14 protein-coding genes and 1 riboswitch are annotated in these 14,158 nt (G+C 71.3%); of the genes, 4 read left to right on the forward strand and 10 right to left on the reverse strand.

All coding sequences use genetic code 11. The features are described 5' to 3' along the window. Positions 1–8 precede the first annotated feature (8 nt). Positions 9–767: a cobalt-precorrin-6A reductase gene (locus tag D3272_RS13160; protein ID WP_129219659.1), complete on the forward strand. Its 759-nt coding sequence runs from the start codon at positions 9–11 to the stop codon at positions 765–767. Here the strand turns inward: D3272_RS13160 and cobJ are convergent. The 10 genes from cobJ to D3272_RS13210 form a co-directional block, all read right to left on the reverse strand. Next, entirely contained in the window at positions 746–1,510 is a 765-nt protein-coding gene (gene cobJ, locus D3272_RS13165; protein ID WP_129219660.1) for a precorrin-3B C(17)-methyltransferase, read from the reverse strand. The genes D3272_RS13160 and cobJ overlap by 22 nt on opposite strands. Beyond that, positions 1,507–2,235, reverse strand: a complete 729-nt coding sequence (locus tag D3272_RS13170; RefSeq protein WP_129219661.1) for a precorrin-2 C(20)-methyltransferase — start codon at positions 2,233–2,235, stop codon at positions 1,507–1,509. The genes cobJ and D3272_RS13170 overlap by 4 nt, the downstream gene beginning before the upstream one ends. Further along, positions 2,232–2,804, reverse strand: a complete 573-nt coding sequence (locus D3272_RS13175) for a precorrin-8X methylmutase (protein WP_428977991.1) — start codon at positions 2,802–2,804, stop codon at positions 2,232–2,234. The genes D3272_RS13170 and D3272_RS13175 overlap by 4 nt, the downstream gene beginning before the upstream one ends. A gap of 50 nt (positions 2,805–2,854) precedes the next feature. Further along, positions 2,855–4,303 carry a precorrin-3B synthase gene (gene cobG / locus D3272_RS13180; RefSeq protein WP_129219662.1) on the reverse strand — a complete coding sequence of 483 codons (1,449 nt, stop codon included), beginning with the start codon at positions 4,301–4,303 and terminating at the stop codon, positions 2,855–2,857. Then, entirely contained in the window at positions 4,300–7,590 is a 3,291-nt protein-coding gene (gene cobN, locus D3272_RS13185) for a cobaltochelatase subunit CobN (protein ID WP_129219663.1), read from the reverse strand. Before cobN ends, cobG begins: the two co-directional genes overlap by 4 nt. Positions 7,591–7,610: 20 nt before the next feature. After that, positions 7,611–8,645 (reverse strand): cobalamin biosynthesis protein CobW, encoded by a 1,035-nt coding sequence (gene cobW, locus D3272_RS13190; RefSeq protein ID WP_129219664.1) that lies wholly within the window; start codon positions 8,643–8,645, stop codon positions 7,611–7,613. Beyond that, positions 8,642–9,043, reverse strand: coding sequence for a DUF1636 family protein (locus tag D3272_RS13195; RefSeq protein WP_129219665.1), 402 nt, complete (start codon positions 9,041–9,043; stop codon positions 8,642–8,644). The genes cobW and D3272_RS13195 overlap by 4 nt, the downstream gene beginning before the upstream one ends. A 149-nt stretch (positions 9,044–9,192) precedes the next feature. Next, a riboswitch (cobalamin riboswitch) is annotated at positions 9,193–9,424 on the reverse strand. 276 nt (positions 9,425–9,700) lie between these two features. After that, a complete protein-coding gene (locus D3272_RS13200) occupies positions 9,701–9,919 on the reverse strand; it encodes a hypothetical protein (protein ID WP_129219666.1) in 219 nt (72 codons plus the stop codon). 3 nt (positions 9,920–9,922) lie between these two features. After that, complete coding sequence (locus tag D3272_RS13205; RefSeq protein WP_129219667.1) at positions 9,923–10,216, reverse strand: hypothetical protein; 294 nt, start codon at positions 10,214–10,216, stop codon at positions 9,923–9,925. A 146-nt stretch (positions 10,217–10,362) separates the two neighbouring features. Then, entirely contained in the window at positions 10,363–11,082 is a 720-nt protein-coding gene (locus D3272_RS13210) for a GntR family transcriptional regulator (RefSeq protein WP_207210207.1), read from the reverse strand. A 249-nt stretch (positions 11,083–11,331) separates the two neighbouring features. Between D3272_RS13210 and D3272_RS13215 the strand changes: the two genes are divergently transcribed. From D3272_RS13215 to meaB, 3 genes are all read left to right on the forward strand, one after another. After that, entirely contained in the window at positions 11,332–11,736 is a 405-nt protein-coding gene (locus D3272_RS13215; RefSeq protein ID WP_129219668.1) for a cobalamin B12-binding domain-containing protein, read from the forward strand. Between the two features lie 101 nt (positions 11,737–11,837). Continuing rightward, complete coding sequence (locus tag D3272_RS13220; protein ID WP_245496545.1) at positions 11,838–13,187, forward strand: phenylacetate--CoA ligase family protein; 1,350 nt, start codon at positions 11,838–11,840, stop codon at positions 13,185–13,187. Then, positions 13,184–14,146: a methylmalonyl Co-A mutase-associated GTPase MeaB gene (gene meaB / locus D3272_RS13225; RefSeq protein ID WP_129219670.1), complete on the forward strand. Its 963-nt coding sequence runs from the start codon at positions 13,184–13,186 to the stop codon at positions 14,144–14,146. The genes D3272_RS13220 and meaB overlap by 4 nt, the downstream gene beginning before the upstream one ends. Positions 14,147–14,158: the final 12 nt, after the last annotated feature.

Consider the following 14,158-nt stretch of genomic DNA (forward strand, 5'->3'; position numbering starts at 1 on the left):
CCCGCCCCATGAAGCTCCTGATCCTCGGCGGCACTACCGAAGCCACGGCCCTCGCGGCGTCCCTGGCGGGCCGGGACGACCTGAGGCCGGTCCTGTCGCTGGCCGGGCGCACCGCCAGCCCCGTCCTGCCCCCGATCCCGCACCGCATCGGCGGCTTCGGCGGCGTCGCGGGCCTCGTCGGCTACCTGGCGGGCGAGCGCGTGGCGGCGGTGGTCGACGCCACCCACCCCTTCGCGGCCCGCATCTCCGCTCATGCCGTCGAGGCCTGCGCGGCCCGCGGCGTGCCGCTGCTGGCCTTCACCCGCCCGCCCTGGGAACCCGCCCCGGGAGCGCGCTGGACGGGGGTGGCGGACCTCGACGCCGCGGCCCTGGCGCTCGGCGCGGCACCCCGGCGCGTGCTGCTGACGGTGGGCCGGCTCGGCCTCGCGGCCTTCCGGGCGGCGCCGCAGCATCGCTACGTCATCCGCACCATCGATCCCCCGGTTCCCGCGGACCTGCCATCCGACCACCGGCTGGTGCTGGACCGCGGCCCCTTCCGCCTCGCCGCCGAGACGGCGCTGATGCGCGGCGCGGCGATCGACGTGCTGGTGACCAAGAACAGCGGCGGCGCGGCCGCGTCGGCGAAGCTCGACGCCGCGCGGGCGCTGGGGATCGTCGTCGTGGCAGTGGCGCGGCCGGCCGTGGCGGGGCCGCGCCACGAGGCCTTCGCCCTGGACGAGGTGCTGGCCTGGATCGACGCCCGGGCTCACGTGGTGCCCCGCCCGTAGCTGCGCGGGGTCAGCATCCAGCGGCGGCCGTCGGCGCCCGCCACCCAGCGGGTCTCGCTCGACCCGATCATCACCAAGGTCGCCATGTCGACGAGGGCCGGGTCAGCCTCGCCGAGGCTGGTCAGGTGCACCCGCTCGTCCGGCCGGCCGATCGCGCGGGCGAAGGCGACCGGCGTCGCCGCGTCCTTGAGATCGCGCAGGTGCGCCAGGGCCTCGCCGAGCCGCGCGGGCCGGGCGTTCGAGGCCGGGTTGTAGAGCGCCAGCACGAAATCCCCCTCGGCCACGGCGGTGAGGCGCCGCAACACGACCTCCCAGGGCTTGAGGTTGTCGCTGAGCGACATGGCGCAGAAGTCGTGGCCGAGCGGGGCGCCGAGCCGGGCCGCCGCCGCCTGCATGGCGGAGAGGCCCGGCACGACCCGGACCGGGACGGCGCGGAAGGTGGGATCGGCCTCGAGCGCCTCGAAGACCGCGGCCGCCATGGCGAAGACGCCGGGGTCCCCGCCCGATACGACGGCGACGTGCCGGCCCGCCAGGGCCAGGGCGAAGGCGTGCCGGGCGCGGTCGACCTCGACGCGGTTGTCGGTCGCGTGCCTCACTAGGCCGGCCCGCTCCGGCACGCGTGCCACGTAAGGAACGTAGCCGACGAGATCCGTGGCTTGGCCCAGGACCGACGCTGCCTCGGGCAGTAGCCAATCGACCGGTCCGGGGCCCAGGCCCACGACGGCGAGTGACCCGTCCGTCATGGCCGCCGCCCCTGGCCCGGCACCAGCACGACCGAGAAGTAGGGCGCGTCATCGTCGCGCTTGTCGACGAGCGGCATCACGACCTCGGCTGCCATGGTGCCACGCTCGACGTACAGGGCGCGCTCGAGAAGACCCGCGTCGGCGAGCGCGGCACGCACCTTGGGGAGGTTGCGGCCGAGCTTCATGACCACGGCCGCGTCGGCCGCGAGGAATCGCGTGCGCAACGCCTCCGGCGGGAGTGTGCCCGGCACCACGGTGAGGACGTCGTCGCCCCAGGTCATGGGTTCGCCCGCCGCCGTCCAGCAGCCCGACATGCCTGTGACCCCCGGCACGATGCGGCAGGGGAAGCGCTCGCGCAAGCGGACGTACAGGTGCATGAACGACCCGTAGAACAGCGGGTCCCCCTCGCAGAGCAGCGCCACGTCCCGGCCTGCCGCGAGGTGTCCCGCGAGGAGTTCGGTCGATTCCGCGTAGAAAGCGGAGAGGGCTGACACGTAGTCCGCGTGATCGAAGCGGATCTCGACCGTCACGGGGTAGAGCAGAGGCAGTTCGGTCGCGCCGGGCGGCATCCAGCGGTCCGCGATGGTGCGGGCGTTGCCGCGCCGCCCGCTCTTGGCGAAGTAGCTCACCACGTGCGTGGCCTCGAGCGCCCGCACGGCCTTGACGGTGAGGAGGTCGGGGTCGCCAGGTCCGAGACCGACGCCCGTGAGCGTTCCGACGCTCATTCCTCGTCGCTCGCCAGCGCGTTGACGGCCGCAGCCGTCATCGCGCTGCCGCCCTTGCGGCCCCGCACAACGAGGGCTGGCACGCGGCCGAACTCTAGAAGGGCCTCCTTCGACTCCATCGCGCCCACGAAACCGACGGGCATGCCGATGACGGCGGCCGGCAGGGGCCCGCCCGCGGCGATCATCTCGAGCAGGTGGAACAGGGCCGTCGGAGCGTTGCCGATCGCCACGACCGCGCCCGCCAAGCGGTCGCGCCAGAGCTCCACCGCAGCCGCCGTCCGGGTGGTCCCGAGCCGGGCCGCCAGCGCCGGCACCTCCGGGTCGTTCAGGGTGCACACCACGTCGTTGCCGGCCGGCAGGCGGCGGCGCGTGACGCCGTCCGCCACCATGCGGACGTCGCACAGCACGGGCGCGCCGGCCCGCAACGCCGCCTTGGCGGCCGCGACAGCGCCCGACGTGAACCGGATGTCTGCCGCAGCCTCCACCATGCCGCAGGCGTGGATGATGCGCACCGCCACGGGTTCCTCGACGGGATCGAACACGCTGAGGCTGGCCTCGCCCCGGATCATGGCGAAGCTCTTGGCGTAGATGGCGGCGCCATCGTGGATGTAGTCGTAGCTCACGGGCAGCGATCCAGGCCGAGGTTGATGGGGAGGAGGTGGCGCACTTCGCCGACGGCGAGTCCGGAGGCGACGGGCTCGTTCCAGGGGGCTTCGCCGATTACGAGGGAGTAACGCCCCTCGGTCGCCACGAGCGTCAACGGGGCAGGCCCGGGGTGGGCGCAGCCCTTGGCGCAACCGGAGACGTGGAGAAGGATGTCGTGCGAAGAGTCGCCTGACCCGATCAGCGCGGCCCATGCCGCCGCGTGCTCGAGCACCGGGGTGGTTCCGCGCCGGCATCCTGGCGAGCCCGGACAGGCTGCGACGCGGAGGCGGGGGTCGGCGGCGTCCACGATCAGGTCGACTGCGCCGCAGTCCTTCGCGAGGCGGTCGGCGGCTTCGGGTGAGAGCCCCGGGACGAGCAGGGCTCGCCAGGGTGTGACGCGCAACCCCTCAGCGCCGGCTCGCACCGCGCCGCGAACCAAAACCTCGAACTGCCTCGCATCGAGTCGGCCGAATGGTGCGGCCACGCCGAGCGTGACCCTGCTCCCGACCGTGAAGGGTCCTACGAACGGGATGGGTCGAATTGGGACGCTTGGCTCGTCGGTGGCGGCTCGATCGGGACGGAGTCCCACCTTGTGCTCGCGAGGGCGGTAGGACGTCTCGTCACCGTCCGAGTTCTCAACCCGCGGTGCAGCTTGGGGCACTCGGAAAGGCGGGTTCTGCCGCCTCCCCTCATTCGTGAGAGACGGGTCGATTGATCGACGTTCGGAAGGGTGGGGAGTCCACTTCGGACCGTCGAGGACGGCTTCGGGGCCGACCCGAGCGACGAGGTCTCGCATGCGCCGCAAGCCGGACTCCGTCGCGCACCACGCGGCGAAGCCACGCATGAAGCCCAAAGCGACGTCCGGCAGACCCCGCGTGGTGCAAGTCGCGACGACCCGGTCGTCCCCGTCGAGCCGCACCACGAACCGACCGTCGCGCGCGGCTTCGACGCGTATGTCGGCCGAGGCGGTCGACAGACGCATCAGCCCTCCGTCGGACACCGCGACGCCGAACTTCGAAGGTAGGTCTCCCAAGTCCTCCGCATCCACGAGCGCCGCCTCGAGCGCCGTGACGGCAGGGCGAATGTCGAAGGCGGCGGTGGGGTCGAGCCCGGCCAGTGGACTGACGAGGACGTTTCGACGCGACTCCGCGGCGGGGTCTGCGTCGAGCAAACCGACATCGTCGAGATCTATCGTCAACGCCGGCAGGCCGGCCTCCGTGACGCCCCTCACCTGAACGTTGGCCCTGGCGGTGAGGTCGAGTAGGCCGTTGCCGTGGCGGGCCGCCGCTCCCGCGATGGCGCCGGCCTGCAGCAGGGTGAGGCTGGCACCGCGCGGCTTCACCCGCACGATCAGCCCGTCGCCGCTCGCCATGGGGCGGAGCGCGCCGGGGCACCAGCCGACGCGCAGGGCGGCGGCGCTCATGCGGCGCTCCTGAGGCCGGCCAGGATGGCGGCGGTGGAGTTGCGCCGGGAATGCCAGTAGCCGCGCGCCTGCGCCTCCGCGAAGCGGTCGGCCGTCGCCCGCGCGGCGGCGGGATTGGCCCCCACCATGAAGTCGCGCACGGCATCGTCGCCGAGCGTGGCGTCGAAGAGCAGGTCGAAATGCCGGCTCGGGGCCGCGTCCGAGGTGGCGGCGAAACCGAAGAGCGCGTCCACGGTTTCGGCGATCTCGGCGGCCCCACGGAAGCCGTGGCGCATCTGGCCGACGATCCAGCGCGGGTTGGTGGCACGGGCCCGCATCACGCGCGCCACCTCCTCGGACAGGGTCCGGATGCGGAGGTCGCCGGGGCGGGTGGCGTCGGCGTGATAGAGCGCCGGCACGGTTCCGAGCGCGGCGGCGGCGGCGGCGAAGCCGCCCTGGTGCTCGGCGAACGTGTCGGAGGACAGGACGTCGACCTCCGGCAGGTCCGCGACGTGGAGGTGGCTCTCCGCCGCGGCGACGCGGTCGCGGAAGCCCGGCGAGGCGTGGCCGGCGGCCTCGGCCCCGCCATAGGCATGGGACGTGCCCGCGAGGTAGCGCTCGCCGAGGTCGGCACGCCCGGCGAAGTCGCCCGAGGCCACGGCGCGGGCGAGGCCGATGCCGTAGCTGTCCGGCGCGCCGCCGAACACCCGGTCGAGGGCTTCTCCGGCCCGGCGCGCGGCGGCGAGCGGGTTCATGGCATCGTCCTCGTCGAGAGCCGCCACGGCGCGCACGGCGGCGTCGAAGAGCGCGATCTGATCCGGGAAGGTGTCGCGGAACAGGCCCGAGATGCGCAGCGTCACGTCGACCCGCGGCCGGTCGAGGCGCGCCTCGGGCAGAATCTCGAAACCGTCGACGCGGGTCGTACCCGCGTGCCAGCGGGGCCGCACGCCGAGCAGCGCCAGGGCCTGGGCGAGGTCGTCGCCCCCGGTGCGCATGGTGGCGCTGCCCCACAGGTCCATGACGAGGCGGCGCGGCCAGTCGCCATGATCTTGGGCGTAGCGGGTGGCGAAGTCCGCCGCGGCCCGCAGGCCGATCTCGACGGCGGTGCGGGTCGGCACGGCGCGGGGGTCGACCGAGAACAGGTTGCGGCCCGTCGGCAGCACGTCGCGCCGGCCGGCCGCGGGCGAGCCCGCCGGGCCCGGCGGCACGAAGCGCCCGTCGAGCGCCGCCAGGAGCCCCGCGGTCTCGGCGGCGCCGCAGTCCGCGACGCCGTCCGGCCGGGCCTCGGTGCCGCCGAAGACGTGCAGGCCGTCGCCGATGCGGGCTTCCTTCACGTCGCAGAGCCAGGCGTCGAGCCCCGCCAGGGCATCGTCGGGCGCCGCACCCTCGGCGATGCCGCAATCGGCCAGCAGCCCGGCGTCGCGGGCGCGCTCCAGGATGGCGGCGGCGAGGAGGCGGGCGCGCCGGGCATCGAGGCCCTGCGCTTCGGCATATTCGTCGAACAGGGCCTCGACCTCGGCTAGCGCCCCGTGGGTGCCGGCCGCCACCAGCGGCGGCGTGAGGTGCCCGACCGTGACGGCCGCGATGCGACGCTTGGCCTGGGCGGCCTCGCCGGGGTCGCTCACGATGAAGGGATAGACGGTCGGCACGGCGCCCAGCACGGCTTCGGGCGCGCAGGCGCCCGACAGCGCCACGGCCTTGCCGGGCAGCCATTCGAGCGTGCCGTGGGTGCCGAGGTGGACCATGGCGTGGATTCGCTCGACCTCGCGCAGCCACACGTAGAAGGCGATGTAGGCGTGGCACGGCGGCAGCGCCGTGTCGTGGTAGTCGGCGCGGCGGTCCGCCGTGGGGGCCCGGTCGGGCTGCACCGCCACGATCAGACTGCCGGCCCGGTGGATGGGATAGCCGAAAGCGCCGTCGCGCAGCGCGCGGTCGTCGGCCGGCGCCCCCCAGCGCGCCGTGACGGCCGCGCGGAAGGCGGCCGGCAGGCGCGCGAAGGCGCGCTCGTAGGCGGCGAGCGGCAGGACGGGCTCCGGCACCCCCTGGGTCAGGTGCATCATCAGGGCGGCGGGATCGGCGACGGTGTCGACGCGGTAGCCGGCCGCGGCGAGCGAGGCCGCGATGCCGGCGAGGCTGGCGGGGGCGTCGAGCCCGACCGCGTAGCCGCCGCGCCCGGCCTTGCCGGGATAGTCGGACAGCACCAGGGCGAGCCGGCGCGCGGCGCGCGGGGTGGTGCGCAGCATCGCCCAGGCGCGGGCGAGGTCGGCCACGTGGGCGACGCGGTCCGCGTCCGGCCGGTGCAGCACGGGCGAGAATTCGCGGGTCGGATCGGGCGCGCCGGCCTCCTTGAACGAGACCGTGCCGGCCAGCACGCGGCCGTCGACCTCGGGCAGGACGACGTTCATGGCGAGGTCGGCGGCCCTGAGGCCGCGGTCGCTCGCCGCCCAGGCGTCGCGGTCGCTGCCGGACTGGACGACCTGCAGCACGGGCGCGTCCGCGCCGTCGAGCACCGTGCCGCCCCCCTGGCGGCGGGCCGAGAAGGCCGTGGTGTTGAGCAGGACGTCGGGCGGATCGCGCGCGATAAGGGCCGCCAGCGCTTCGGCCGCCGCCTCGTCCTTCAGGCTCGCCACCGACACGGCGGTGACGCGCAGGCCCCGCGCCGCCAGCGCGTTGGCCAGGGCCGCGACCGGGGCGGTATCGCCGGCGAGCAGGGCCGAGCGGTAGAAGGTCAACAGCGCGTGCGGCGCCCGCCCTCCCGGGCCGGGCCGGGACAGCGCGGCGGAGACGGCCGCGGCGGGAAGTCGCGCCGGCTCCTCCCACGCGACGTCGCGGCCGATGCGCGACGCCACGAAGCGCATCGCCTGGCGCAGGTTCTCGGGGCCGCCCTCGCGGAAATAGCGCCACAGCCGGCGCAGGTCCGGCTCGGGCAGGGTCGAGAGGGCGTCGAGCCGCGGGTCGAGCTGGTCGCAGCCCGGCACGGCGGCGAGGTGGAACCCGTGCCGCCGCGCCGCGGCGCCGAGCTCCTCGAGACCGTAGCGCCAGTAATCGAGGCCACCCAGGATGCGCACCAGGACGAAGCGCGAGCGCGCCGCCACCTTCTCGACGTAGAGGTCGACCGATAGCGGGTGCCCCAGGCCCTTCAAGGTCGCGAGCCGCAGGCTCGGCGCCGCTTCCCCCGCCACGCCGGCCAGCGCCGCGAGGTCCCCGTCCGAGAAGGACAGCACCACGAGGTCGGCCGGCGTCTGCGAGACGTCGACGGCGCTCGGCGCGGGGTCCAGCGACCCTTGGGGAAGCGGCAGCAGGTGCATGGCGCGATCCTATCCCGCCGTCACGCCCCGATGTCGACCGCGATGGCGGCCCGGTCGATGCCCTTCTCGCCGATCACGACGAGCCGGCCGCGCCGCGCCTCGCCGGGCGCCCAGGGCCGGTCGAACTGCTGGCGGAAGCGGCTCCCGACCCCCTGCACCAGCAGCCGCATGGGCTTGCCGGCCACGGCCAGGAATCCCTTGGTGCGCAGCACGCCGTGGCGCTCCGCCACGCCGGCGAGCTTGCGCGTGAAGGCTTCGGGATCGTCGAGGGCCGGGACGTCGAGCACGAAGGAGTCGAAGTCGTCGTGGTCGTGCCCCTCCTCGGCGTCGTGGTGGGAAGGCCTGTTGGCGAGGTCGTCCTCGGCGGCGGCGCCGAGGCCGAGCAGCACGGCGGCGTCGATCCGGCCCTCGCGGGTCGCCACCACCTTGACGGCGCGCGGCACCGTGGCGCGGATCTCGGCCGCCACCGCCTCGAGCCGCTCGGGGGCGAGCAGGTCGGCCTTGTTCAGCACCACGAGGTCGGCGCACAGGAGCTGGTCCTCGTAGACCTCCTCCAGCGGGTTGTCGTGGTCGACCGAGCCGTCGGCCTGGCGCTGGGCGGCGAGCTTGGCGGGATCGTCGGCGAAGCGGCCTTCCGCGACGGCGGCGCCGTCCACCACCGCCACGACGCCGTCGACGGTGACGCGGGCGCGGATCGCCGGCCAGTCGAAGGCCTTGACGAGCGGCTTCGGCAGGGCGAGGCCCGAGGTCTCGACCACGATGTGGTCGGGCCGCGGCTCGCGCGCCAGCAGCGCCTCGATGGCGGGCACGAAATCGTCCGCCACCGTGCAGCACAGGCAGCCGTTGGCGAGCTCGACGATGTTCTCCTCGGGGCAGGATTCGATGCCGCAGGAGCGCAGGATGTCGCCGTCGACGCCGACGTCGCCGAATTCGTTGATGATGAGCGCCAGCCGGCGGCCGTGGGCGCCCTCGAGCAGGTGGCGGATCAGCGTGGTCTTGCCGGCTCCGAGGAAGCCGGTCACCACCGTCACGGGAACCTTGGCGAGCGCTTTCATGCTGTCTGTCCTGCGATGGGGAGCGGGGGCACGCGGGCCACGACGCCGCGCTTGATGGGGTCGGCGCGCAATTTCCAGGGAATCAGCCCGTCGGGCGTGGCGGCATAGAGGCGGGCGGCCTCGGCCACGACGGGGGCGGTGCCCTCGGCCGGCATGTCGGCGTAGACGTAGGTCCACTTGCCGGGTGCCGCGAAGGACACCGTACAGGGCCGGCGGCACGCGCTGAGGCATTCGACCGGCACGAGCGCGACGGCGGGATCGGCACCGAACTCGGCCGCCAGCGCGTCGTGCAGGCGGCGGCCGGCCCGGACCGGGTCGGTCTCGCCCTCCGACCGGCAGGTCACGCAGACGTGGATCGTAGTGACGGCTGGCGGACTCGTCGATCCAGTGTCCTGCATGGCGTCACTACCTCCCTCTTCTTCACCGAAGGAGCGGGATGCGGCGTCCTGCGGAACGAGTCCGCCGGATGCGCGGCCAATGACTGGCCGAACAGAGACGCCGGGACACCCCGCCCGGCGCGCGCCAACATCGCTGCGCCGTCTCGGTGGACGGCGGCGCCAGCACGGCAGGTCTCCTGGCTAGCGGATCATGACGCTTGATCGTCGCCTTCCCGTGACGCTACGCGCTCCACAGTGGCTTCGTGACGATTCGGCTGTCCGCTCACAGTTGCGGGGGCAGCTCCGGCCTCGCACCCTTGAGCGGGGCGCGTCCGAATTCCCATTTGGCGCCCGGGTGGGGCGCCGATCCCCTCGCGGGGAACCAGTGCTACTCAAGACATACGGCTGGCGTCGCCAAGGGTCAATGTACTCGACCAGGTCAGGATGCAGAATTCTGAATTCATTCGCGTAGGCATCGTTCGTCAGCCCGCGTCCGGCATCGCTGGGACGGTTCGCCCTTGTCGCTGGTCTGTTCCGATGTGGCACGGGGGGCGTCGTCCCATCGACGAGGGAGCGACGTGGGGCGACGAGTCACCTGGTTCACCGGGCCTGCCACTCCGCGCTGCGATCAGCGATGACGCGAGGGGCCCTGATCCGCCCCGCGCGGCTCGGTCTCGCTCACCAGGGAGGTGCCATCCTCAACGTCGTCCTCGGATGAAGTGCGAGGTCATGGTCGTCCTCGATCCAGAGGAAGCGCGACGCGTCCTCCTTCGAGACGATCTGGGGGCCCACCTCGCTCATGTACAGCTTGACGAAGTCATCCTCGGCTATGAGCTCGAAGCCTCGCATCCTGAGACTCTCATCGGAAATGCCCGCGAAATCAGCGTAGGCGCCCATGGCTCAACCAACCTTCATGATATCGCGGAGTAGGAAGCGCCCGACGTTCTCGAGGTTCGGTTGGACCATCATGGCCTCACGCGCCGTCAAGCACGAGGTGATCGCAGCCTGCTTCGATAGGTAGAACTCGCAGCAGGTTCTCAGCCTGCGAAGCAGGTCGTCGTAAGTCGCCGCGGTTATGTAGAGGAACGGCGTAGATCTGGTCGCAGCGACCCAGGTTCCGTCGCCCGTCTGTGCGGTGTGGATCTCCAGATCGAGGAGCCCTGCCGCGATCCGCTTGCCTTGTGTCGCCCCCATCAGCGGTTCCCTCCTCAGAAGTCAGGTCCTCGGTATCACGAGAGGTCGAGCGTTTCGAGCCGCCGTCGCCGTACCCTCGTCGTCGATCCCATCACCGCTTGCGTGCGTCCCCGCCAGCGACCCTAGAAGGGCATGGGGCGCGGTCATCACGATCGATCGCTCGGTTTGCGGATCCGGCCTGGCTCGCCCGACTCTGCCTCGATCCCGGGGGCCGGGTTCGCCTCGAACCCTATCCTCTCGGCGGCACTGACGATGTGTTTGCACATCATGTCGGCGGCCGCGTCACCGTCGCCCCTCGCCATCGCCTCGATGATGCGCCCGTGCTCCTGCCAGACGCTGATCGACATCCCCGGGTAGCGCAGCACCTCTCCCATGGCTCGGCGCAGATGCTTCCAGTGGAGCTTCAGGCTCTCGCCGATCAGCGCGTTCCCCGAGAGCTCGTATATGAACGAGTGGAAGTCCACGTCGGCTTGGAGGCTCGCCCTGGCATCGCCGGCGATCATCATGTTGCGGCCGTGCTCGACGATGGACCTACCCTTCACGATGGCGCTGGTCGACAGCCGCGAGCACCCCAGCCTCACGGCGAGGGGCTCCAGCACGGACCGCATCTGGTATATCTCGGCGAAGAACTTCATTTCCACTGGCGCCACGGTGAGCCCGCGGCGACCAGACGAGATCAGGAACCCCTGCGACTTGAGAACCGCGAGGGCGTGGGTCACGGGTTGTCTGGAAACGTTGAGGCGTGCCGCGATGTCTTCCTGCGTGATGCGCTCACCGGACTTCAGAGTGCCGTCACAGAGAGCGTCCAGGATCACGTCGTACGCCTGATCGACAAGATGCTTCTCGCTCCTTAGCGTCTCAATCACTTCGGTCCGCTTTCATCACACCGGCCCCGGTCCACAGTCCACTGGGCTCACCACGACCGTCACCGCATAGATAGCCGACGCCCCTGCACCGCGCCACACGAGGTGCCCTTTCTCGAACGTATGCTCCGACGCCGGACCGGCCATCCCTGCGTGCTCCGGATCGCGGGTTCTAACCTTGACAGGGGGGCAGGCGTGGATCAACCTCCACTGAATTCAGAGTTCAGTAAGAACCAGACAGGGAGAGATTGGATGCAGCCAGTACGTGTGCTCCTCGCGAAGGTCGGGCTTGACGGGCACGACCGTGGGGTCAAGGTGGTCGCCCGAACCCTGCGCGACGCAGGCATGGACGTCGTATACACGGGCCTCCACCGCACGCCCGAGGAGGTCGTCAACGCTGCCGTTCAAGAAGACGTCGACGTGCTCGGCGTCAGCCTGCTCTCGGGAGTCCAACTGACCGTCTTCCCAAAGATCTTCAAGCTACTGGAGGAGAAGGGCGCCTCCGACATGATCGTCATCGCCGGTGGCGTCATGCCCGACGAGGACGTCGTCGAGCTGAAGAAGATGGGCGTGCGTGAGGTGCTCCTGCAGGATACCCCGCCCGATTACATCGTCTCGACGCTGAACCGTCTCGTGCAAGAGCGCGGTCCGCGCTGATCGGGAGGTTAGCCATGGAAGACTGGTCATTTCCCCCGAGGTACGACGATTCCTACGTCCCACCCGCGGACAGCCGTTACTGGTTTCCGAAGCGGGAGACCATGCCGGCTGCTGATCGCGAGAAGCTCATCCTGGAGCGACTTCAGCAGGTCTGCAGTTACGCCTACGACAACGCGCCGTTCTACAGGCGCAAGTGGGACGAAGCGGGGTTCCATCCGAGCCACCTGCGTACCCTCGAGGACTTCGAGGAGAAGGTGCCGGTGGTGACGAAGGCCGACCTTCGCCGTTCGCAGGCGGAGAACCAGCCCTTCGGCGACTACCTGTGCGTCCCCGACAGCGAGATCTTCCACATCCACGGGACGAGCGGCACCACCGGTCGCCCGACAGCGTTCGCCATCGGTCGGAACGACTGGAAGGCGGTGGCCAACGCCCACGCACGCATCATGTGGGGAATGGGGATCCGTCCCGGCGACATGGTCTGCGTGGCCGCGATCCTGAGCCTCTACATGGGCAGCTGGGGAGCCCTGGCGGGCGCGGAGCGTCTCGGCGCCAAGGCCTTCCCATTTGGGGCCGGTGCTCCCGGCATGACGATCCGCTGTGCGCAGTGGCTCGACCTCATGAAGCCAGCCGCGTTCTACGGGACGCCGACCTACGCACTCCACCTCGCCCAGGCGGCGATCGGGGAGGGGTTGGACCCGCGCAAGTTCGGCCTGCGCGCCATGTTCTTCTCTGGTGAGCCGGGTGCCTCCATCCCGGGCGTCCGGGACAAGATCGAGGACTTCTACGGCGCCAAGGTCTTCGACTGCGGCTCCATGGCCGAGATGACGCCCTTCATGAACGTCGCCGGCACTTTGGAGACGTCTGGCCTGCTGTGCTGGCAGGACGTGGTCTACACCGAGGTCTGCGACCCCAAGACGATGAGGCGCGTGCCCTACGGGCAGCGCGGGACGCCCGTCTACACGCATCTCGAGCGGACATCCCAGCCGATGATCCGTCTGGCCTCTGGTGACCTGACGCTGTGGACGGACGAGCCCAATCCCTGCGGACGCACCTATCCACGCCTGCCGCAGGGCATCTTCGGACGGATCGACGACATGTTCACGATCCGCGGCGAGAACATATACCCGAGCGAGATCGATGCGGTCCTGAACGAGCTGCCTGCCTACGGCGGTGAGCATCAGATCGTGATCACGCGCGAGGCGGCGATGGACGAGCTCCTGCTGCGCGTCGAGGCTCATGCGGACGCCGCCTCCAGGGGTGAGGGTGAGGTGGCGGCGTTCCGCGCCGAGGTCGCCCGTCGCATGCAGAAGATGCTCGGACTGCGCACGGCCGTCGAGATCGTTCAGCAGGGCCTCCTCCCGCGCACCGACTTCAAGGCCCGCCGCGTCGTCGACGACCGGGCCGTGTTCCGCGAGCTGCGCCAGCAGATCGCCGCGGAGGGTGGTGCATGAGTTCGTACGTTCCCTCGATGGAGCTCGTCGAGCGCGTCGTGGCGGGCCACACGGCCGCCGTCGCGCGCCTCATCTCCCGCGCGGAGGCGGGCGTCGACGAGGCCAAGCCGGCACTCGCCGAGATCTACCGGCGTGCTGGTCGCGCCAACGTCATCGGCATCACCGGCGTCCCGGGGTCGGGCAAGTCGACGCTGGTCGCGCGGTTCGCGACCATGCTGCGGAGCCGAGGGCATCGGGTCGGTGTCGTCGCGGTCGATCCCTCGAGCCCATACTCTGGCGGGGCGATCCTCGGCGACCGCATCCGCATGACCGACCTCGCGCTCGATCCCGACGTCTTCATTCGATCGATGGCGACGCGAGGGGCCATGGGAGGCATGGCGCGAGCGGCGCTCGACGCCGTCGACATCCTCGACGTCGCCGGGTTCGACACGGTAGTCATCGAGACGGTCGGCGTCGGCCAGGACGAGGTCGAGATCGCCAAGGCCTCCCACACGACCGTGGTCGTGTCCGCGCCCGGCCTCGGTGACGAGGTGCAGGCCATCAAGGCGGGCATGCTCGAGATCGCGGACGTCCACGTGGTTTCGAAGAGCGATCGCAGCGACGCCCATCGGACGCTGGCCGACCTGAAGGGCATGATGACGCTCAACGCCCACCACGGGCCGGGGCCGGACTGGAGGGTGCCTGTGCTTGGCATCTCCTCCTACTCGGGCGAGGGCTTCGAAGCGTTCATCGACGCCGTGGAGCGACACCGCGCCCTGACCATGGATAGAGAGCGGGGCAGGCCCCGGCGAATGGCTATCGCGCGCTTCCGCCTGCTGAAGACGGCCGAGAACCTGCTGATGGCGCGCTTCTCGAAGTTCGCCGCACCGGGCGTGGGTGACCTCGCGTCGCGTCTCGAGGCCCGGAACGGTGACCCATATACGTTGGCCGAGGAACTTGTGGCCGAGTCTTTAAAGTGAACGACAGGGTCT

The organism is Lichenibacterium ramalinae, from assembly GCF_004137085.1.
GTDB lineage: Bacteria > Pseudomonadota > Alphaproteobacteria > Rhizobiales > Beijerinckiaceae > Lichenihabitans > Lichenihabitans ramalinae.